Origin of the sequence: Streptomyces sp. NBC_00207 (assembly GCF_045160965.1) — a bacterium.
Lineage (GTDB): Bacteria > Actinomycetota > Actinomycetes > Streptomycetales > Streptomycetaceae > Streptomyces.
Map to the genome: position 1 here is coordinate 956,387 of NZ_CP130715.1, position 19,141 is coordinate 975,527.

Genomic DNA, 19,141 nt, shown 5'->3' on the forward strand with positions numbered 1-19,141 from the left:
GTACCGGGCAACGTCGTGCTCATGGCTGCGGGACGGGAAACGGGTCCGAGGCGGATGGGCGGGGCGGCATTGGTGGAGCAGGCCGACAGCAGTGTGCGCGCGGCGGGTGGCGACCTGTGGCGCTGGGGCAGGGACGCGCGGGGCCGCTCCGCCTGGACGCGCGGGCGCGTACCGGCATCACTGGCCTTACTGACCGCCGGCCTCCTCGCGTTCCACCGGGCCGTGCCCAACGGAGTCGGCCGCCTCGGCAGTCTGCTGGAGGCCTTCCTGCCCTGGCTCGGCCTGGCGGTTCCGATCCTGCTCGTACCGGCGCTGGTGCGCCGCTCGGCCACCGCGCTGCTGGCGCTGCTCCTGCCCGCCACCGCGTGGGCGGTCCTCTTCGGCGGGCTGCTGCTCCCCGCCGGCGGCGGCCCCGCCCCCATCACGGCGGTCCAGCACAACGTCAGCGACGAGAACCCCGATCCCTCGGGCACCGCGGCCGCGCTGCTCCGGGCAGCGCCGGACCTCGTCGCCCTGGAGGAGCTGACGCCCGCCGCCCTCCCGGCCTACGAGGCGGCCCTGGCCGAGGAGTTCCCCCACCACGCGGTCGAGGGAACGGTCGGGCTGTGGTCGAGGTATCCGCTGACGGACTCCCGGCGCCTGGACATCAAGCCGACCGCGATCGGGGAGGGCTGGAGCCGGGGCCTGCGGGCCGGCGTGCGCACGCCTCGCGGCGAGATCGCCGTGTACGTTGCCCACCTGCCCTCGGTGCGCATCCGGCCGAGCGGTTTCGGCTCCGGTCTGCGGGACGAGAGCGCGGGCTTGCTGGGCGCGGCCCTCGCCGTCGAGCGGCTGGACACGGTGATTCTGCTGGGCGACCTCAACGGCACGGTGGACGACCGCGGTCTCGCCCCGCTCACCTCGCGGCTGCAGGCGCCCCGGCGGGGGCTCGCCTTCAGCTGGCCCGCCGCCCTGCCGGTGTCCCGGATCGACCAGGTCCTGACCCGTTCGGCGAAGGTGTCCGACGTCCGGACCCTGCCCGCCACCGGCAGCGACCACCTCCCGGTCGCCGCCCGCATCACACTCGGCGCCTCATAGCCGGATCACGATCTTCCCCCGGACGTGGCCCTCCCTCAGGTACCGGATGGCATCGGGCACTTCGGCCAGCGGGTAGGTCCGGTCGACGACGGGGGTCACCGAGCCGGCCTCGATGAGCTCCGTCAGCACCTGCAGGTCACTGTGGTGGTGCTCCATGGCGGCGACGGTGCGCAGGCGGTGGCCCACGAAGGGGGACAGCAGGAGCGCGCCCAGCTGCCGCTCGTTGCCGCCGAGCCACCGGCCGCCTCCTTCCCCGCCGACGATGACGAGGGTCCCGCGCGGGGTGAGGGCGCGGCGCAGCCGGGAGACGGGGCGGTTGCCGGCGATGTCGAGGACGAGGTCGTAGCGCTGGCTGCCGTCGACGGGGTCGTGCTCCGCGTAGTCGACGACCTCGTCGGCTCCGATGGAGCGGACCAGGTCCGCCTTGGCGGCACTGCAGACTCCGGTGACGCGGGCGCCGAAGGCCTTGGCCAACTGCACGGCGTACGTGCCCACTCCGCCCGACGCGCCGAGGACGAGGACGGACTGCCCGGCCTGGACCCGTCCGACGTCGCGCAGGGCCTTGAGCGCGGTGCACGCGGAGACGGGCACGGCGGCGGCCTGTTCGAAGCCGGCATTGCGCGGTTTCGGCGCGAGCGTTTCCTCCTTGGCGCAGGCGTACTCGGCGAACGACCCGTCGCAGCTGCCGTACACCTCGTCGCCCGGCCGGAAGCGGGTCACGTCCGCGCCGACCTCCTCCACCCGCCCCGCGAGGTCCATGCCACGGATGCGCACCTTGGGTGCCCGCAGGCCGAAGCCCATGGCGCGCAGTGCGTACGGCATGCCCGCCATCAGGTGCCAGACGCCCTGGTCGACGCCGGCCGCGTGGACCCGTATGAGCACCTCGCCGCGGCCCGGCACCGGCCGGTCCGTCTCTTCCAGCCGAAGGACCGCGGGCGGCCCGTAAACGTCCTGGACGATCGCCTTCATGAGTGCTCTTCCTCGGTCTCGGTCTCGGTCTCGGAGTACTGGAACACCGCGTCGAGCGGTACGGCGAACACCCGGGCGATCTGGAAGGCCTTCTCCAGGGAGGGCGAGTAGCGGCCCTGCTCGATGGCGATGACGGTCTGCCGGGTCACGCCGATGCGGCGGGCCAGCTCGGCCTGCGTCATCTCGCCGTTGGCGAAGCGCAGGGCACGGATGGTGTTGGTGACCTTCGTGGGCCTCACCACAGCTGGAAGCCCAGCCGGTAGGCGGCGATCTTCGCCGTGGATCCGAGCAGCGCCGACAGGACGAACGCCAGGTAGATGGCGTTGGCGATCCAGAACTGGTCCGCCTCGGCCATGGCCAGGACGAGCCCGGCCACGGCGCCGATCACGACGAAGGACTGTCCGATGTACTCGCCGAAGCGGTGGATCTCCCGGTCGCGCTGGTCCTTGGTGTTGTCCTCCTTCGGCGCGAGCAGCGCCACGGTGATGTGCAGGGCGATCGACGCGACGATCGACGCGCCGACCGTCCACAGCAGCGCGGCCGCGTACGGTACCTGGGTGAGCGGGGTGTCCCCGGACCGCCCCAGGATCACGGCCAGGTACGCCCCGTAGGACACGACCGCCACCACGATCATGATCCACGCGCGTTTCTCCTCGACTGCCACAGCCACTCCCCATGTAAAGAAAACCCGACACGTGCAGTGTCAAACAAGCACAACACGATGTCAAGACTTCTATACATGCCCGGGCGGCGGGGGCCTGCGGCCGCTCTCCGTACGGCGTTTCGACCCCGCCGGACCGCCTAGGGCGCGGCGAGGAGCTCCGGTCCGTTGTTGCGGACGTTGTTGACGGCGGTCGACACCGCGCGGACGTCCAGCCGGCCCCCCGCCGGGGCGGCGAGGAGGGCGCGCAGCTCGTGCGGGTCCTGGTGGGCCGGGTCGAGCCAGGCCTCGTAGTCGGCCGGGGCGAGGGCGAGCGGCATGCGGGGGTGCACGCGGCCCGCCGCGTCGGTGGCCTCGGTGGTGATGATGGTGCAGGTCGCCCACCAGGCCGCCGCATCGTCGTCGTCGGCGACGGCGGGGTCGCGCCAGAACTCGTACAGCCCGGCCATCGCCATCACCTCTCCGCCCTCGGGACGGATGAAGTACGGCTGCTTGTACGCCTTCGCGGTGCCGGAGGCGGGGACGGGCTGCCACTCGTAGAAGCCGTCCGCGGGCAGCAGGCACCGGCGCTTGGCGAAGGCCCGCCGGTAGGCCGGCTTCTCGTGCACCGTCTCCACCCGCGCGTTGATCATCTTCGCGCCGCCGGTCGGGCTCTTCGACCACGACGGCACCAGTCCCCACCGCAGGGGCCGTAGCCGCCGCTCCAGCAGGCCCGTCTCGCGGTCGGCGCGCTCCAGCACCGCCCACACCGCGTCGGTCGGGGCGACGTTCCAGCTCGGCTCCAGCACGTGACCGGGATCCGGGGGCGCCGCCTGGAAGAGGCCGGACAGGTCCTCGGGACTGCGGGTGGAAGCGTAACGGCCGCACATGCCCTCCACCCTGCCACCCGAGCCGGCTTCCCGGCGGGGGTACACGCCGCGGTACGCGCGCCCCGGCAGCAGCCCCGGCAGAATCGGAATACACGCATCCGTGCGGGGCCGGCACCGGCTCGCAGCAAGGTGGCGGCCGGTTTGCGGAACGGTCCTGGAGGGCAGACGGTGGCACACACCGCTCGCACACATCGGACGACGGCAGGGTACGCACACAGATGATCACTGTCGGGGTCGAGGAAGAGTATCTGCTGGTGGATCCGGACACCGGGCTGCCGGTCCCGCACGGCGCCGCGGTGCGGGTCGCGGCCGGCCTCGATCCGGTCTCCGCGGAGGACGACGTCCAGGCCGAGCTCCTCCAGGCCCAGGTCGAGGTCGCCACGCCCGTCTGCACCGACCTCGGGGAGATCGGCGGCCACCTGCTGCGCCTGCGGCACGCCGTCGGCTCCGCCGCCGAGGCGAGCGGCTGCAAGGCGGCGCTGACCGGGACCGCGCCCGTCAAGGGGGCCGCGCCGGTGCCCGTCACACCCGTGACCCGCTACCTGGCGATGCGCACCCACGCAGCGCGCCTGGTCGACGAGCAGCTGATCACCGGCATGCACGTGCACGTGGGGATCCCGGACCGGGCCCAGGGCGTCGACGTGCTGAACCGGATCCGCGTGTGGCTCCCGACGGTGCTGGCGATGTCGGCGAACTCCCCGCTGTGGGAGGGTCACGACACCGGCTTCGCGAGCTGGCGCACGGTCGTCTTCGGACGGTGGCCGGTGAGCGGACCCACCCCTGTCTTCCGCGACGACGCCGACTACGACCTGCGTGCGGCCGAACTGGTGGAATCGGGCGTCATCGCGGACACCGGCCAGCTGTACTGGCACGCCAGGCTGTCGGAGAAGTATCCGACCGTCGAGATCCGGTGCGCGGACGTGCAGCTGCGGGCCGACGACGCGGTGATGTTCGCGGGCATCGTGCGGGCGCTGGTGGCCACCGCCCTCGGGGAGTCCGCCTGCGGGGTGCCCGCGCCGCTCTGTACGCAGGAGATGCTGCAGGCCGCGACCTGGCAGGCCGCCCGGCACGGCGTGGGGGGACCTCTGGTCGGGCCGGACGGCGCCCGCCTCGAGGCCCGGGCGGCCGTGGCCCTGCTCGTGCGGCACATCCGGCCCGCGCTGGACGAGGCCGGGGACCTCCGCGAGGTGACGTCCCTCGTCCACCGCCTGCTGCGGGACGGCACCGCGGCCGACCGGCAGCGCAGGGCACTGTGGGAGGGCGGCATGCCGGCACTGATCGACCTGATCACCAACCAGAGCACCGCTCCCTGAACGGCGGCCCGCGCAGCACCGGCGGACCGGTCCGCGCGCCCGGCCCCGCTCTCGTGGTGCGCCATCGGGTGCGGGACCCGAGGATGGAACCAGTCCCCCACCCCGCTGAAGGGAGCCTTCCCGTGCTGGAACGCAAGCGTGCCGACGACGAGGCCGAGGTCCGCCGACGCACCGGAGGCCCCGGTACCGAGCCCCGGAAGCGGACGGCGTCCTCGTGGCCACTGGCCGCGGGCGACTACTGGTTCGGCGGCGAGGGCGGGGACGGCCGCGGCGGCTCCGGCGGCGCAAGAGGCGCGTCGACGCCCCGTTGATCTTTCGGCCGGCGGGGAAGGGGCGGAATATGCCACAAGCCATCGCCCCCCTGCGCGCCCTCGTCCGCCGTCACCGGGAACCCGCGGTCGTGCAGACCGTCCGCTCGACCGCGGCCGCCGTCATCTCGTACGTCGTCGCGCTCCGGGTCAGCGACGAGCCCGCCCCCCTGACGGCTCCGCTCACCGCGCTGCTCGTCGTCCAGGTCACCCTCTACTCCACGCTCACCACCGGAATCCGGCGGGTCAATTCGGTCGTGGCCGGGGTGCTGCTCGCGATCGGCTTCAGCGCGCTCGTGGGCCTGACCTGGTGGAGCCTCGGGCTGATCATCCTGGTCTCGCTCATCATCGGGCCGCTGGTGAAGGCCGGGGAGTTCGTACCCGAGGTCGCGATCAGCGCGATGCTGGTGCTGGGCGTGACCAGCGTGACGGACACCGCCTGGGACCGGGTGCTCGAGACGCTGATCGGCGCGGCGGTCGGTCTGCTGTTCAACTTCCTGTTCGTGCCGCCGGTGTGGATCGGGCCGGCGAGCGAGGCCATCACGGACCTCGCCCGGCGCATGCGTGCCCTCCTCGGCCACATCGGCGACCAGGTCGCCGAGCACACGCCGGTCGAAAAGGCCGCCGCCCACCTCCACGAAGCCCGTCGGCTCGACAACGACATCGCGCTGGTCGACGCGTCCTTGCGGCAGGCGGAGGACAGTCTGCGGCTGAACCCGCGGGTGCGTGAGGGCCTCCTGTTCCGTCTGGTGCTGCGCACCGGGCTGGACACGCTGGAGATCTGCGCGGTGGTGCTGCGGGTCTCCTGCCGGACCCTGACGGACCTCGCGAAGTCGCACCAGGCGGGTCCGATGTTCCCGCCGCCCATCGCCGGGGCCCTGCGCGAGCTGTACGGGCACCTGGCCGTCGCCGTGGAGAGCTTCGCCGAGCTGATCACCGCGCAGGTCAGCGCCAACGCCGAACAGGCCGAGGAGAAACTGGCCCGCGAGCTGACGACGGCCCGCGTCAGCCGGGACCGCCTCGCCGTGCTCCTCCGGGAGGAGGCGGGCGTCCATCCGGCGGCGTGGCAGCTGTACGGGGCGCTGCTCGCCGAGGCGGACCGGGTGCTCGACGAACTGGGCGTGGACAAGCGCTCGGAGCGGCTCATCGAGGAACTCGACCGGCACTCCCGCATGCGGCGCGAGCGCTATCCACGGCTGCACCGCCTGACCCGGCGGTTTTTCTCCCCTCCGGCCTGAACCCGGGCCGGGCCGCCTGGTCTCCTCACCGACCCGCCCACGCCCGGGTGTCCGATCCGGCGAGGGGCGGCGTGTCCAGGCCCGCCCCTCGCTGCAGTCCCGTCAGGAACGCACCCACGGCCTGCGTGGCGGTGCGCGAGGGCACCCAGCCGAGCTCCTCCCGGGCGCGGCCCGCGTCGAGGAGCGGCAGCCGCAGGACCGCGTCGAACAGGCCGGGGGCGGCGGGCACCAGGTACATCCGCCAGGCGGCGGCGAGCGCGGCGCGGGCGGCCCCGGCGGGCAGCGGCACCGTACGGGCGTGCAGCAGGCCGGCTACGGAAGGCATGTCGAGCACCGGATCGGCCACCAGGTTGAACGGCCCGCGGACCGGGCGGACGACGGCCGCCCGGTAGGCCTCGGCGGCGTCCTCCGTGTGCAGGGCCTGGAAGCGCAGGCCGCTGACGGTGGGCACGGCCGGGACGAGACCGGCGCGGATCAGGCGCCACGGCAGGAGCGGCCCGGCGAAGATGCGCCGCTGTTCGCTCGCCGCCACTTTCTTGAACAGGAAGGCGGGCCGCATCCGTACGACGCGCAGCCCGGGGTGGGCGAGCTGGTAGCCGTCGAGGTAGCGCTCCAGGTAGGCCTTCTCCCGGGTGTACGCGGCGCCCGGCCAGCCGTGGGTCGGCCAGGACTCGTCGACGGGGCGCCCGTCGTCCGGGCCGGGCGAGTAGGCGCCGACCGAGGAGGCGTGGACGAGGGCTTGGACGCCCGCGCGGGCGCAGGCCTCGAAGACCCTGATGCTGCCCAGGACGTTGGTGTGCCAGGTCTCCACGGGGTCGTGCGTGGGCTGGAACCTCCAGGCGAGATGGACGACGGCGTCGGCGCCCGCGAAGAGCTCGGTCAGGTCGCTGCCGCCGGGGTCGATGTCGGCGGCCGCCCACCGCACCCCGGGGATGCGGAGGCCGGGCAGGCGGCGGGCGACGCCGAGGACGTCGGTGACCGACCGGTCCTCCGCCAGGGCCCGGACCACGCTGGTGCCCGCGTTGCCGGTCGCACCGGTCACCACGACCCTCATGACGTCCACCGTGTCCTCCGGCCGGTGCGGCCCTCGTGCCTACAGGTGGTGTGCGGGGTGTTCATGACTGCTCCTGCGGATTCGGGGAGGGGCGGCGGGCGGCGCCCCGGCGGGGACCACTGGCGGGAGGACCGGCAGGGCGACCGGCGGAGGGACGGTCACCCCAGGTGGTAGACGGCGAAGGCACGGTCGATCACCGGCATGGCGACGTTGCGGACCCGCACACCGCCCGCCGTCAGGCCGTGTTCCGTGCCCCGGTGGGCGTGGCCGTGCACGGCGAGGTCGGCGCCGGCCTCGTCCATCGCCTCGGCGAGCAGGTAGCTCCCGAGGAACGGGTAGATCTCCAGCGGCTCGCCGGCCAGGGTGTCCGGCACCGGCGAGAAGTGCGTGAGCGCGATCCGTACGCCGCATCCCGCGTCCGTCACCTCGCGCAGGGCGCGCAGCAGCCCCTGGGCGCACCTGCGGGTGTAGCCGATGAAGGACTTCATCTCGGGCTCGCCGAACTCGCTGCCGCTGCGCCCGGCGAAGCCCCCGCAGAACCCCTTCGTCCCCGCCACCCCCACCTTGACCCCGTCCAGGTCGAGGACCACGCCCTCGCCTTCCAGCACGCTCACCCCGGCCTCCACCAGGACCCGGGTGACCGTGTCCTGTTCGTCGCTCTGGTAGTCGTGGTTGCCGAGCACGGCCACGACCGGCACGGACAGTTCGGCGACCTCGGCCGCGACGACGCGGGCCTCGGCGGCAGTGCCGTGGCGGGTGAGGTCCCCGGCGAGGAGCAGGACGTCCGCATGGCGGGGCAGCGTCTCGAAGGCCGGCCTCAGGAGTCCCTGGCTGTCCGGCCCGAGGTGGATGTCCCCGACCGCGGCCACGCGGATCACCTCAGCACCTCCACGTGCTCCGGGGGGTCGGTGTGGCCCACCACCACGTCGGTCAGCAGGGGTACGCCTGCCAGTTCGGCCTCCGCGATCCGGCGTACCGCGGCCCGGCATTCGGGCGTCGCGACGGTGCCGGAGAGGACGACGGTGTCCCCGCGCAGGTCCACGCGGACTCCGAGTTCGGCGATGTCCGCTGCGGCGAGCCGCTGCCTCAGGTGCTCGATCCGGTACTCCACCGGCTCTTTCACGGGGTCTGTCTCCCTCCCTGACCGGGGCGGCTTCGCGCCTTCTCCCGCGGCCTGCGGCCGTCTCGGGCCGTCAGCCGTGCGTCGCGGTGGCCCGGCGTACGCACCGGGCTCCGCTCCCGCGGGGATCCGGCGCGTCCGGCGCGTCCGGCGCGTCCGGCGACGACTCGTCCGTCGGCTCGGACGCCGACTGATCGGACGGCGGGGCATCGGTCAGCAGCCCGCTGCGCAGGTTCTGCAGGGTGCGGTTGAGCAGGCGCGACACGTGCATCTGCGAGATGCCGAGCTGCTCTCCGATCTCGGACTGCGTCATCTCCTGCCCGAAACGCAGCGAGAGGATCTCCCGGTCCCGCGCGGGCAGCCGCTCCAGCAGCGGCTTGAGGGCCTCCAGGTCCTCGATCCGCTCGTAGGCCGGCTCCTCCCGGCCCAGTGCACGCTGAGCCGTACCCGGGTCGGCGTCCTCCTGGACGCACACGTCGAGAGAGCGGGAGGAATAGGCCTGCGCGGCCTGCCGGCCCTCCGCCAGCTCGGCGTCGGTGATCCCGAGGTGGGCGGCCAGTTCGGCTTCGGTGGGGAGCCGGCCCATGACCTGCTCCAGCTCGTCCGAGGCCCTGGCCAGGCTCTGGCGCAGTTCCTGCAGGCGTCGGGGCACCTTTACGGCCCAGCTGGTGTCGCGGAAGAAGCGCTTGATCTCGCCGGTGATGGTGGGGAGGGCGAAGGAGGTGAACTCCACCCCGCGCGTCACGTCGTACCGGTTGATGGCCTTGATCAGGCCGACGGTGCCGACCTGGACGATGTCCTCCATCGGCTCGCTGCGGCCGCGGAAGCGGCGGGCCGCGAACTTGACCAGGCTGAGGTTGAGCTCGATGAGGGTGTTGCGGACGTACGAGTACTCGGCCGTTCCCTCGGTCAGGGTGCTCAGTCGCCGGAAGAGGACCACGGACAGGGAGCGGGCGTCGGCCGTGCTGGCCTTCAGGGGCTCGGCCAGCGGGTCGACCGGGGCGCGGCCGTCGGCGTACGAGGTACGGGGGGTGTTCGACGTGTTCGACGTGTTGGACGTCTTCGTGTTCGGAGTCATGAGAAGGGGCCTCCGCCTCCGACGGGAATGTCGGACCGTGCAGTCGGCTTCACACCGGTTTATACCCTTTGATCCGCCGCCGACGCGCCGCCGGCCCGTCTTTCGCCCGCCATACCCCACTGCCGTACCCCGCCTCCGTAGCCGCTGCGCAGGCATGACGAACGGCGCAGTGGGCAGCAGCCCTGCATGAGCAGAGTGCAGCAGCAGACGCGTCGGCTGCTGCTGCGCGGACGGGCCGGGGCGGTCACACGCTGCCGGGACTTCACGCGGGAGGCGCTCGCGGACTGGCAGTGGATCCCGGCCGGTGACGGGCCGCCCGGCGGCGGGCCACCGGCCGTCCGGGAGCAGCAGGAGGACGACGAGCGGGTGCGGCGCCGGGAGCGGGTGGAGGACGTGCTGCTCATGGTCTCGGAGCTGGTCGCCAATGCCTGCCTCCACGCGGGCGGCCCCAGCGAGCTGGTTCTGCGTCACGGCGCCGACGGGCTGCTGATCGAGGTTACCGACGACAGCCCGGACCGCCCGGTGCTCCGTCCTCCGCGCGACCCGGCCCTCCCGGGAGGGCACGGCCTGATGGTGCTGGACCGCCTGTCGCGCAGCTGGGGCTGGCGGCCCGCCGCCGCCGGGAAGACCGTATGGCTGGAGGTTCCCCCGCCCTGGCAGCAGGGTCCGGCCCCGGATCCGACCCTGCGGTGACCTTGTGCCGGACGGCATGGGTGACCGGTTCCGACGTGGTTTGACCAGCGCCGGAACGGTAAGGCGCGCCGCATGAAGGCACCTCCCTCCGAAGAACTGGATCTGCAGGCCGAGGACAGAACCCGGCTGCCGCAGGACCACACGCAGGCCATTCTGGAGACGACCAAGCGGGTGGCGGCGCTCCTGAAGGCCTCGGAGCAGCGGTTCGCACTCGCCGGCAGCGTCGCCGCGTTCGCACACGGCGTGCCGGCCCACTTCCAGCACGACACGGACTTCTGCGTGCGTCCCGAGGATTCCGACGCGGTGATCAAGGCCCTGGAAGACGGCGACATCGCGATGCGCCGCGCCCCCGAGGACTGGCTGGTGAAGGGCCGGTCCGGAGGGGAGGAGATCGACCTGATCTTCGAGCTCGCCAGGCGTCCGGTGAGCAGCGAGCTCCTGGACCGGGCGGTGCTGCTGCCGGTGGACTCGGTGTGGATGCCGGTGCTCTCGCCCACGGACCTCATGGACAGCAAGCTCGCGGCCCTGTGCGAGCACTACTGCGACTTCGGGGACCTGCTGCCGATGGCGCGGATGCTGCGCGAGCAGATCGACTGGCCTCGGCTGGACGAAAGCCACCGGGCCGCGCCCCTGGCCGACGCGTTCCTCTACCTCCTGGAGCGGCTCCGCGTCATCGGCCCCCGCGACGGGGCGTGAGGACGCCGAGGGACCGGGCGCGGCCACGAACGACGGCGACGGGTGCCGATTCCGGCACCCGTCGCCCGTGGCGGCTTGGCCGTCCGCGGCGGCTCAGGTCGTCTCAGGTCGTCCTGCCTCGTCCGGTGACGAGGTCCCGGGCGCGGTCCACCAGGCCGAGGCCCGGGGCGAGCAGCTTGTTCGCCGGCGGTGTCGACGGGCTGCCCGGGTGCGGGCGGGTCGGCGCCAGCTTCTTCGCACGGCGGATGCTGTCGCCCAGGTCGTCCAGGTCGCTCTGCGGGCAGTTGTGCCGCAGGGCCGGGAAGAGGTTCTCCTCCTCGTCCTTGATGTGGGCGAGCACCTCGATGCGCAGTTCGTCCACCCGGCTGCCGAACTCGGCCCCCGCCGGATCCAGTTGCTCCAGCTCCTTGAGCAGCTTCTCCGCCCGGGAATGGTCGGCGATCTCCTTGTCCGCGATCCGGTCACCGCCGTCGAGATGCTCGCGGACGGCCGGATAGAGGTACTCCTCCTCCGCCACCGAGTGCCGGACGAGCTCGATGGTCAGCAGATCGGCCAGCTCGCGCCTGCGGTCGCCGTCGGTGGCGGTGCGCAGTTGCCCGAAGTAGTCCTTCACCTCGTCGTGGTCGGCGGTCAGTTCCCGCACCACGTCTCCGCCGTGTCCCATGATGTGCCTCCGGATTCCAGGTCGTCCGGGCGGCCGCCGCCCGGACCCACTGGTCCGCGCCTGCCCCGGGGGAGACGGCTCATGCCACGCCGCTACGCGGCCTTGCCGGCGCCCTGGCCAGCTCCCGTGTCGCGTGAACTGTGACTGATTCCCAATCATGGTTGTCAAGCAGTCCTTGATCGGGCCTGTTCAGCAAGGACCGCTAGATCCCGGGCTCGCGGTAGTGGACTTTCGGCAGTGCCGCGGGGGCGGCGGAGTTCCGTAGGGTCGCGTGCGTGAGAACAGTGATCATCAAGGCCCGGGTGCCGGCACCGGTACTGTCCGCAGGCCTCTTCATCGGGGCGGTGGCGGCTGTTGGCACCGGTGTCGCCACCCTGTGGTGGGGCATACCGGCGGCGGTCTGCGCCTTCCTCGCGGGCTGGCAGCCGGGGCGGAACCGGAGCACGGGGGCGGCCTTGGCCGGAGTGCTCGCGGCCGCCGTGGTGGCTGTGCTCCTGGTGCCGGCATGGTTGGGCTGGGCGAGCCAGTTCGTGGGGTTGCTGCTCGTGGCGGCGATGCTGCCGTGGTTCGCGGGCCGGTTCCTGCGCCAGTACCGCGAACTGGTCCGGGCCGGATGGGAGCGGGCCGCGCGGCTGGAGCGGGAGCAGCATCTGGTCGCCGAGCAGGCCCGGCTGCGCGAGCGAACCCGGATCGCGCAGGACATGCATGATCTCCTGGGCCACGACCTCAGCCTCATCGCCCTGTCCGCGGGGGCACTGAAGCTGGCCCCTGGTCTGTCTGAGGACCATCGGGCCATCGCCCGGGACATCCGCGCCAGGGCGGGAGCCGCCGTGGACCGGCTCGGCGAGGTGATCGGTGTCCTGCGCGAGCCATCGGATCTGGCTCCGGGGCCCGAGCCCAGCGCTGGGCTCACCGAACTCGGGGCTCTGGTGGACCGGGCGGCCGCGGCGGGGCTTGACGTCCGGCTGCGGGTGGAAGGCGAAGCGGCGGCCGGTGACGCGCCGCTGGTCGTCGAGCGGGCCGTGCTGCGCGTCGTCCAGGAGGCGCTGACAAACGTTGCCAAGCACGCCCCGGGGCACCGGGCGACCGTCGCCGTCCGGCACATGGAAGGGCGGACCGAGGTCAGTGTGACGAACGAGCCGGTGCCCTCCGTGTCTGCGGCCCACCATGACCATGCCGCCCGTCCCGCATTGGGGTTCCGGGCCTCCGCACCCGGCGAGGGCCATCGCTTTGGGCTCATCGGCCTGGATGAACGCGTCCGACTGGCCGGTGGAACCTTCGCATCGGGCCCCGAGGGCGGCGGTTTCGCCGTCCGGGCCAGGCTCCCGCACCGTCCCGGGGCTGTGCATCCGCCACGCCACGCCGAGCCCGATGGTCCAGGTGACGTACTGCCCCCTGAGCACCGCAGTGCCCGTCGCCGACTGGGCCGTACCGCCGCCGCGGCCGTCCTGGTGCCACTGTGCACCTCCGCGTTGCTCATCGGCGGGGTACGGGCGTGGGACACCGTGACGGCACGGCAGTCGGTCCTTGCCGCGCAGGACTACGCCCGGCTGCACGTCGGCCAGCCACGCGCGGACGTGGCGCCGTACCTGCCCCGGCGCCAGACGACCCGCCGCCCGGCCGCGCCCACGCCCGCACCACAAGATGCAGCCTGCGAGTTCTACGTACAGACCGGCGACCCGTTCGACGACCGCTCGGGGGACATCTACCGTCTCTGCTTCCGGGCCGACCGCCTGGTCTCCACCGACAACTACACTGGGAAGGCTGTCCGATGATCCGGATCCTGATCGCCGACGACGAGCCCATGATCCGCGCAGGCGTCCGCGCAGTCCTTGCCACTGACCCCGGTATCACCGTCGTCGCCGAGGCAGCCGACGGCCACCAGGCGGTGGATCTCGTCCAGCGCCACCGCCCGCAGGTGGCCGTCCTCGACATCCGGATGCCGGGGACCGGCGGTATAGAAGCTGCAGCCGAGATACGCAGGACCGTCCCCGAAACGGGGGTTGTGATGCTGACGACCTTTGGCGAGGACGAGTACATCCTGCGCGCCCTGAGCGAAGGTGCCGCAGGCTTCCTGATCAAGTCCGGTGAGCCGGAGGAACTGATCGCCGGTGTCCGGGCGGTTGCCGACGGCGCCGCCTACCTGTCACCGAAAGTCGCGGCCCGGGTCGTCGCGCATCTCGCCGCTGGCGGTGCGGGCGCCCAGGTCGGCCGCCGTTCCGCGGCCCGCGCCCGCGTCGAGGCTCTGACCGCGCGGGAGCGGGAGGTGCTCGGCTTCCTCGGCGGCGGGTTCTCCAACGGGCAGATCGCGCGCCGCCTGCACCTGGCGGAGGGGACGGTGAAGGCCCACGTCAGCTCGATCCTCGCGCGCCTCGGAGTCGACAACCGGGCCGCGGCGGCCGTGGTCGCGCACGAGGCCGGCGTGGTCCCGGTGGCGTCCGACCGACTGCCGTACGAGGACAGCTGACACCGCCCGCAGGGCAATCGGCCGTACGAGGAGCCGTACGGTCGCTACGGCCGTCGCGCCGAGCGCCGCGCCCGCCAGGACGTCGTGCGGATAGTGCACCCCGACCAGCACCCGCAACAGGGCGGCCGCCCCGGCCACCGGCAGCACCAGGGCCGCGAGCCGAGGACGTACCAAGGTCACGCCCACGGCCAGCGCGACTGCCAGGGTGGCGTGGTTGCTGGGGAACGACCAGTCGCCCGGCTCGGGACACGATGCCCCTGGCAGGGCACGACACGGACGTTCCTCGTCGACAAGGAGTTTGATCGCCTCACTCAGTCCGTAGGCGACAACGGTCCCGGCGGCCGCCACTGCCACCCCGGCCAGGCCCGGCACGTCATGGCGGCGCAGGGCGCTCCAACCGGCCCAGGCCAGCAGCAGGCCCAGGAACAGCAAAGTACCCTCACTCGCTGCTTCCAGGGCGGTCTCGGCCCACGCCGGCCCATCCGCCACGCTTCCAGTCAGGGCACGGTAGGCCCTCGCAGAGAGGCCCGCCGTGACGTGCACCGGTTCATTCGTGCCCAGTGTGCCGCCGGGCGCCAGCCAAACTACAGCCGCTGCCCCCGTCCCGGCTGACGCGACCGCCACCGGCAGCCGTCGGCCCCACCTGTACCGCTTGATCGATTCCATGCCGCCGACGGTAGGAACACCGCAGGCCGGGGTCACTGGCCGAACGGCAGCCCGGTCCCCCGACGATCGTCAGGGTTGACCGGATAGCCTCGGAGATCCAGAGGCTGTCACGAGCGTCATGCGGCAGCGGCTTCCATGGGCGGTGGCTGGGCTGTGTAGTGGCGTTGGTCCCGGATGAGGGCCCACAGGACGTCGAGGCGGCGGCGGGCGAGGGCGAGGATCGCCTGTTTGTGGCTCTTGCCCTCAGCTCGTTTTCGGTCGTAGAAGGTCTTGGACGTTGGGCAGAAGCCGGCGGCGATCTGGGCGGATAGGTAGAAGACGCGAAGGAGTCGGCGGTGGTAGCGGTGTGGCCGGCGCATGTTGCCGCTGATGCGACCTGAATCCCGTGGGAGGGGTGCGAGGCCAGCAACTCCGGCGAGACGTCCCGCGGTGCCGAAGGCGTCCATGTCGCCGCCGGCGATGAACTCTGCCCCAGCAACGGACCCATGCCAGGCATGCTGAGGAGAACCTCCGCGTCCCGGTGCTCTCGGAATCGGGCCGCGATCCGCGCGTCGATGGCGGCGATCTCTTCATCCAGTGCCAGGACTGTCCGCGCCAGGGTGTTCACCACCGCGGCGGCCGTACTTTCCCCAGCCACGGCGGTGTGCTGTGCCTGGGCCGCGGCGACGGCCGCATCAGCTATGGCCTGGGCGCCACGGACTTTGCGGTTCTTCAGCCAGGTCGCGAGCCGGCTCGGGCCGATCCGGCGCAGACCGACCGGGGTCTGGTAGCCGGTCAGGAGGATGAGTGCAGCTTTGGAGGCGGCGTAGTCGAAGGTCCGTTCCAGGGCGGGGAAGTACTCCAGCAGCTGTGCTCGCATCCGGTTGATGGCCCGGGTGCGGTCGGCTGCGAGGTCGTAGCGGCGGGCGGTGAGGATCTTCAGGTCCACCGCGATCTCATCCCATTCCTGCAAGGGCTGCAGGTCCCGGCGCATCCGTGCCTGGTCGGCGATGACGTAGGCGTCCTTCGCGTCGGTCTTGCCGTCGCCTCGGTAGCCGCGGGAGGCGTGGTGGACGGTCCGGCCAGGAGCGTGGAGGAGCCGCTGACCATGGCCGGCCAGGAGGGCGATCAGCAGAGCACCCCCGTCGGCGTTCAGGTCGACGGCCCAGGTCACTGGGCTGTCCTCGGCCAGCGCGAGGACGTCACCTATCAGATCCAGGAGGTCAGGCTCGTTGTTGGGCACCCGGCGCGAAAGCACCTTCGTCCCGTCCGTGTCGATCACCGTGCAGTGATGCGCGGCCTTGCCGGCATCCGTCCCCGCCCAGAGCTCGGACACCCGAGCCTCCCTCGTCGTCCGGTTGACTGGTCCCTACAGACGACGCCGACGTGTCCTTACGAAGCGATCTCTGTTCGCTCATCCCAATGAGTGGCCGTGTCGTCGCGGGGCACTGGGCGGCTAATCAGTCAAAGCCACAACCACGGCATGAGCGCTGTAAAGCCACACCCAGGCCCCCGGGTCTCCCGATCGTACGAAGGACCGGAATCAAACCGCCAACAAGGTAAGGAGCACCGTGGTTGGCCCGTCGGCCAGGTAGGCGCTCAATGCAGCGCTGGCTCGTGCGCCAGGTCTCTTCGGGCTCATCGACCCGGCCCCGCATGGGATCTATCCGGTGCGTGGGTGTTCTGGTCCGTCGACGCGGTAGCGGGCCAGGCAGACGTCCCGGCCGGTCGTCGGTTGGTCGCACTCGCCCGCGGCTACCAGGAGGCCGGGGTTCTGCGGGGCGATGTCGTAGATCTCGTCGTCCTCTGTGCCGGGGGCGGCGTGGGTCACGACGAACCTGTTCTGGCCGAAGCGCCGGTCGAGCCGACCGTCGGGCAGGTAACGGGCGCGCGCAAAGTCCTCTCGGCCCGTCGAGGTCACCCCGTTGCCGCCAAAGCGAGGATCGAGCGATCCGCCGCCCGTTGCTGCGGCCGCGCCGACTGTTGCCGTACACACCAGGATCGTCGCGGCGCACAGCAGCCTGTTCCTTGAGCTCGTGGCCGCAGAGTGTCGGGTCCGCCTGCAGCACTCAGGAGAGCCGACTGGAACGCCCACGGGCCAACTACAGAGCTTCTTACCTCGTTGGCGGGTTGGATTCCGGTCCTTCGCACGATCGGGGCACCCAGGGGCCCGGGTGCGGCTTCGGCGGGTCTTGTGAAACGCGCTCCTGACCGTTACAGGCAGTCCAGATTCACACAGGGCGTAGTGGGGTACTTCGGCACCCGTCGGGTGCCGTCGGTGCCTCCGTCGCCGCCGCCCTGGAAGGGCGTGGTGATACCAGTCCCGTACCGCTCGACCGTGCGGATCAGCTTCTTCACGGGCCTGGGCTTCTTGGTGATGTGCTTGATGGTGCGCGGGCTGTCGGTGAGATAGGTCGCCACCTCCTTGCCCCCTGCACCGCCCGGCGCGGTGGAGTCGGTGGTGAGGTTTGTGGTTGTGGTGGTGGGAGCGGCGAAGGCGGTGGAGGAGAGTGAGGCGGCTCCGCCGGCCAGGAGGGTGGCGATCAGGAGCGGGGCGAGGCGTCGGGTCCTGGTGGCGGTCATGGGGAAAGGCTCCTCGGGTCGTGGATTGCGGGGGTCGGATGTGGTGGGGCGGGTTGCCCGTGCGCCGTTCTTCGGCGTCATCCGTCACTCCATTGCGCCCCATGCACGGGCCCACGGTCACGGCCCGGGAAGTCGGGGCTTGACCCCGCCCCGTCCGGCTCGCTGTGGGCCTTGAGTGGGTGCCGCCTTGCCGGGGCTCCCCGATCACCGCGTCTGCCTGCCCCCGTCAGCGCTATGCGGACAGGTCAAGGCGGTCCTGGGCGGCCGTGACGGCGTCGTGCGCGCGGAGGCGGCCCATCAGCACGCACAGGGTGTACGTCACGTCGTCCATCTCCCGGCGCGCGTCCTCGCTCTCGGGCTCCGCGCCCAGCCTCGCCCGGCAGGCCCGGAACCGGGCGAGGACCTTTTCGGTCAGGGCCCGGTTCGCGAGCATGGCCGCCGGCGCGGCCGCTGCGGGCGCCGGGCACACCGGGCTGCGGGCGGATTCCACCGCGTGCCGCAGGGCCCGTTCGACAGGTGCGGGGAGCGCCACCCCCTGGGGTGCGGCGACGATGGCCGCGGCCAGCTCCGTGGCCGTGACGTGGACGGCCGCGGCCGCCGAGGCGAGGACGACGCGGGCGTCCCGCGCCGAGCACGGCGTCATTGCCATGATCATCCCCAGGGCCCGCGCCACCGCCGGATCGCCGTCCGCACGTCGGCCGCCTGACTTCGCCCCACCAGCAACATCGGAGGGATTTTCGGTCGAGGAATGACGAATACGAGGAACCATGCGGGATCATCCCTTCAACCGAAGGCAGACGGGCTCCGTAACGGAGTCATGAAGGGTTTACCCTCGCGTACTCGGCGTGCACCTGCCGCAGGCAAAGCTTCAGCCGCTACCGCAGGCGCCACCGTCCGCGCCGGTCCTCCGGCTCGCCGTACCTCCCTGAAGGGCGCGTCAGTCGGCGGGGCCCTTCCAGCGGGCCGGCCGTTCGTCCGCTCCGGTCGGGCCGACCGGCCGGTCGAGGCGGCTCGCCTCGTCCGTGTCCGCGGCTCGTGTGGTCCCGGGTTCCGGACCGGCCGGGTCCTCGCCCCGGGTCCGGGTGCCCGTCCGCGGCCTGGCGCGTGGTGCGGGACGCCGGGCTTCGCCGTCGTGGCCGTGCAGGGGCACGCCTCCCGCGCCGCCTTGGTCGTCCATGACAGACCCCTTTCTTCGTGTTCCGTCACGGCGCCTGCCCTGACGGCGGTGCCGGAAACGCACGGCCGGAGGCGGGGCTCCTCCCATGCATGAGCCGGACGTATCCGGGGAGGCGCCGGGAAGACAGTGACACCCGCCCGCCCCGGGCGGGCACCTGCACCGAGAGGTATGAGCCATGACCGAGGAAGAGATCTGGGGCTACCACCCGACCTCTGGACACCAGCCGGGCCTCGAACTCGTCGGTTACAAGGTCGAGGCCACCGACGGCAGCATCGGAAAGATCGACAAGCACTCCGATGCCGTGGGCGCCTCCCATCTCGTCGTCGACACGGGTGTCTGGATCTTCGGCAAGCACGTACTGCTCCCGGCCGGCACCATCCAGCGCATCGACACGGCCGAGAAGACGGTCTACGTCAACCGGACCAAGGAGCAGATCAAGAACGCCCCCGAGTACGACGAGATGAAGTACGAGGGTGAGTCGGGCTACTTGGAGCAGTTCGCCCGGCACTACAGCCAGTCCCACTCCTGA

Annotated in this window: 22 protein-coding genes and 2 pseudogenes; 9 read left to right on the forward strand and 15 right to left on the reverse strand. The window is 72.1% G+C overall.

Annotated elements, in window-relative coordinates; translation table 11 throughout:
* Positions 1 to 21: 21 nt before the first annotated feature.
* Positions 22 to 1,077, forward strand: coding sequence for an endonuclease/exonuclease/phosphatase family protein (locus OG472_RS04925; protein WP_405940984.1), 1,056 nt, complete (start codon positions 22 to 24; stop codon positions 1,075 to 1,077).
* On the opposite strand, the gene OG472_RS04930 is transcribed toward OG472_RS04925, so the two are convergent.
* The 4 genes from OG472_RS04930 to OG472_RS04945 form a co-directional block, all read right to left on the reverse strand.
* On the reverse strand, positions 1,072 to 2,046 hold the full coding sequence (locus OG472_RS04930; RefSeq protein ID WP_405828039.1) for an NAD(P)-dependent alcohol dehydrogenase: 975 nt from the start codon (positions 2,044 to 2,046) through the stop codon (positions 1,072 to 1,074). The genes OG472_RS04925 and OG472_RS04930 overlap by 6 nt on opposite strands.
* A complete protein-coding gene (locus OG472_RS04935; RefSeq protein ID WP_405834773.1) occupies positions 2,043 to 2,285 on the reverse strand; it encodes a helix-turn-helix transcriptional regulator in 243 nt (80 codons plus the stop codon). Before OG472_RS04935 ends, OG472_RS04930 begins: the two co-directional genes overlap by 4 nt.
* Entirely contained in the window at positions 2,282 to 2,710 is a 429-nt protein-coding gene (locus OG472_RS04940; protein WP_401603029.1) for a hypothetical protein, read from the reverse strand. The genes OG472_RS04935 and OG472_RS04940 overlap by 4 nt, the downstream gene beginning before the upstream one ends.
* Before the next feature lie 137 nt (positions 2,711 to 2,847).
* Positions 2,848 to 3,576: an SOS response-associated peptidase gene (locus OG472_RS04945; protein WP_401603031.1), complete on the reverse strand. Its 729-nt coding sequence runs from the start codon at positions 3,574 to 3,576 to the stop codon at positions 2,848 to 2,850.
* A gap of 218 nt (positions 3,577 to 3,794) precedes the next feature.
* Between OG472_RS04945 and OG472_RS04950 the strand changes: the two genes are divergently transcribed.
* The 3 genes from OG472_RS04950 (at position 3,795) to OG472_RS04960 (ending at position 6,435) form a co-directional block, all read left to right on the forward strand.
* The gene (locus OG472_RS04950) at positions 3,795 to 4,889 is read left to right on the forward strand and encodes a glutamate--cysteine ligase (protein WP_401603033.1); all 1,095 of its coding nucleotides are present in this window, start codon (positions 3,795 to 3,797) and stop codon (positions 4,887 to 4,889) included.
* Between the two features lie 122 nt (positions 4,890 to 5,011).
* The gene (locus OG472_RS04955) at positions 5,012 to 5,200 is read left to right on the forward strand and encodes a hypothetical protein (protein WP_401603034.1); all 189 of its coding nucleotides are present in this window, start codon (positions 5,012 to 5,014) and stop codon (positions 5,198 to 5,200) included.
* A 29-nt stretch (positions 5,201 to 5,229) separates the two neighbouring features.
* Positions 5,230 to 6,435 (forward strand): aromatic acid exporter family protein, encoded by a 1,206-nt coding sequence (locus OG472_RS04960; RefSeq protein ID WP_401603036.1) that lies wholly within the window; start codon positions 5,230 to 5,232, stop codon positions 6,433 to 6,435.
* 25 nt (positions 6,436 to 6,460) lie between these two features.
* Here the strand turns inward: OG472_RS04960 and OG472_RS04965 are convergent, their stop codons facing one another.
* The 4 genes from OG472_RS04965 to OG472_RS04980 all read right to left on the reverse strand — a co-directional run bounded on the left by OG472_RS04965 (position 6,461) and on the right by OG472_RS04980 (position 9,687).
* A complete protein-coding gene (locus OG472_RS04965) occupies positions 6,461 to 7,489 on the reverse strand; it encodes an NAD-dependent epimerase/dehydratase family protein (RefSeq protein ID WP_405940985.1) in 1,029 nt (342 codons plus the stop codon).
* Positions 7,490 to 7,647: 158 nt separating this feature from the next.
* Positions 7,648 to 8,367 (reverse strand): metallophosphoesterase, encoded by a 720-nt coding sequence (locus OG472_RS04970; protein ID WP_401603040.1) that lies wholly within the window; start codon positions 8,365 to 8,367, stop codon positions 7,648 to 7,650.
* Complete coding sequence (locus OG472_RS04975; protein WP_401603042.1) at positions 8,364 to 8,612, reverse strand: BON domain-containing protein; 249 nt, start codon at positions 8,610 to 8,612, stop codon at positions 8,364 to 8,366. Before OG472_RS04975 ends, OG472_RS04970 begins: the two co-directional genes overlap by 4 nt.
* 70 nt (positions 8,613 to 8,682) lie before the next feature.
* Positions 8,683 to 9,687 (reverse strand): SigB/SigF/SigG family RNA polymerase sigma factor, encoded by a 1,005-nt coding sequence (locus OG472_RS04980; protein ID WP_405940986.1) that lies wholly within the window; start codon positions 9,685 to 9,687, stop codon positions 8,683 to 8,685.
* Between the two features lie 186 nt (positions 9,688 to 9,873).
* Here OG472_RS04980 and OG472_RS04985 point away from each other — a divergent pair, with 186 nt between their 5' ends.
* Both OG472_RS04985 and OG472_RS04990 read left to right on the forward strand, forming a co-directional pair.
* Positions 9,874 to 10,380, forward strand: a complete 507-nt coding sequence (locus tag OG472_RS04985) for an ATP-binding protein (RefSeq protein ID WP_405828046.1) — start codon at positions 9,874 to 9,876, stop codon at positions 10,378 to 10,380.
* Between the two features lie 72 nt (positions 10,381 to 10,452).
* Positions 10,453 to 11,076: a nucleotidyltransferase family protein gene (locus tag OG472_RS04990; RefSeq protein ID WP_401603047.1), complete on the forward strand. Its 624-nt coding sequence runs from the start codon at positions 10,453 to 10,455 to the stop codon at positions 11,074 to 11,076.
* 103 nt (positions 11,077 to 11,179) lie between these two features.
* On the opposite strand, the gene OG472_RS04995 is transcribed toward OG472_RS04990, so the two are convergent.
* The gene (locus OG472_RS04995; protein WP_401603049.1) at positions 11,180 to 11,740 is read right to left on the reverse strand and encodes a hemerythrin domain-containing protein; all 561 of its coding nucleotides are present in this window, start codon (positions 11,738 to 11,740) and stop codon (positions 11,180 to 11,182) included.
* Between the two features lie 275 nt (positions 11,741 to 12,015).
* Here OG472_RS04995 and OG472_RS05000 point away from each other — a divergent pair, with 275 nt between their 5' ends.
* Positions 12,016 to 13,515, forward strand: coding sequence for a sensor histidine kinase (locus OG472_RS05000; protein ID WP_405940987.1), 1,500 nt, complete (start codon positions 12,016 to 12,018; stop codon positions 13,513 to 13,515).
* On the forward strand, positions 13,512 to 14,207 hold the full coding sequence (locus OG472_RS05005) for a response regulator (protein ID WP_401603052.1): 696 nt from the start codon (positions 13,512 to 13,514) through the stop codon (positions 14,205 to 14,207). The genes OG472_RS05000 and OG472_RS05005 overlap by 4 nt, the downstream gene beginning before the upstream one ends.
* Positions 14,208 to 14,249: 42 nt before the next feature.
* On the opposite strand, the pseudogene OG472_RS05010 reads toward OG472_RS05005, so the two are convergent.
* The 6 genes and pseudogenes from OG472_RS05010 to OG472_RS05035 all read right to left on the reverse strand — a co-directional run.
* Positions 14,250 to 14,873: pseudogene (locus OG472_RS05010) on the reverse strand (phosphatase PAP2 family protein); the annotation flags it as partial.
* A 116-nt stretch (positions 14,874 to 14,989) separates the two neighbouring features.
* Positions 14,990 to 16,188, reverse strand: a pseudogene (locus OG472_RS05015) (IS110 family transposase).
* 327 nt (positions 16,189 to 16,515) lie between these two features.
* The gene (locus OG472_RS05020) at positions 16,516 to 16,683 is read right to left on the reverse strand and encodes a hypothetical protein (RefSeq protein ID WP_405940988.1); all 168 of its coding nucleotides are present in this window, start codon (positions 16,681 to 16,683) and stop codon (positions 16,516 to 16,518) included.
* Between the two features lie 383 nt (positions 16,684 to 17,066).
* Positions 17,067 to 17,435: a hypothetical protein gene (locus tag OG472_RS05025; RefSeq protein ID WP_405828052.1), complete on the reverse strand. Its 369-nt coding sequence runs from the start codon at positions 17,433 to 17,435 to the stop codon at positions 17,067 to 17,069.
* Between the two features lie 232 nt (positions 17,436 to 17,667).
* Entirely contained in the window at positions 17,668 to 18,084 is a 417-nt protein-coding gene (locus OG472_RS05030; RefSeq protein WP_405828068.1) for a DUF5133 domain-containing protein, read from the reverse strand.
* Positions 18,085 to 18,372: 288 nt separating this feature from the next.
* Entirely contained in the window at positions 18,373 to 18,612 is a 240-nt protein-coding gene (locus OG472_RS05035; protein ID WP_401603065.1) for a hypothetical protein, read from the reverse strand.
* A gap of 175 nt (positions 18,613 to 18,787) precedes the next feature.
* On the opposite strand from OG472_RS05035, the gene OG472_RS05040 reads away from it, so the two are divergent.
* Complete coding sequence (locus OG472_RS05040; protein WP_405940989.1) at positions 18,788 to 19,141, forward strand: PRC-barrel domain-containing protein; 354 nt, start codon at positions 18,788 to 18,790, stop codon at positions 19,139 to 19,141.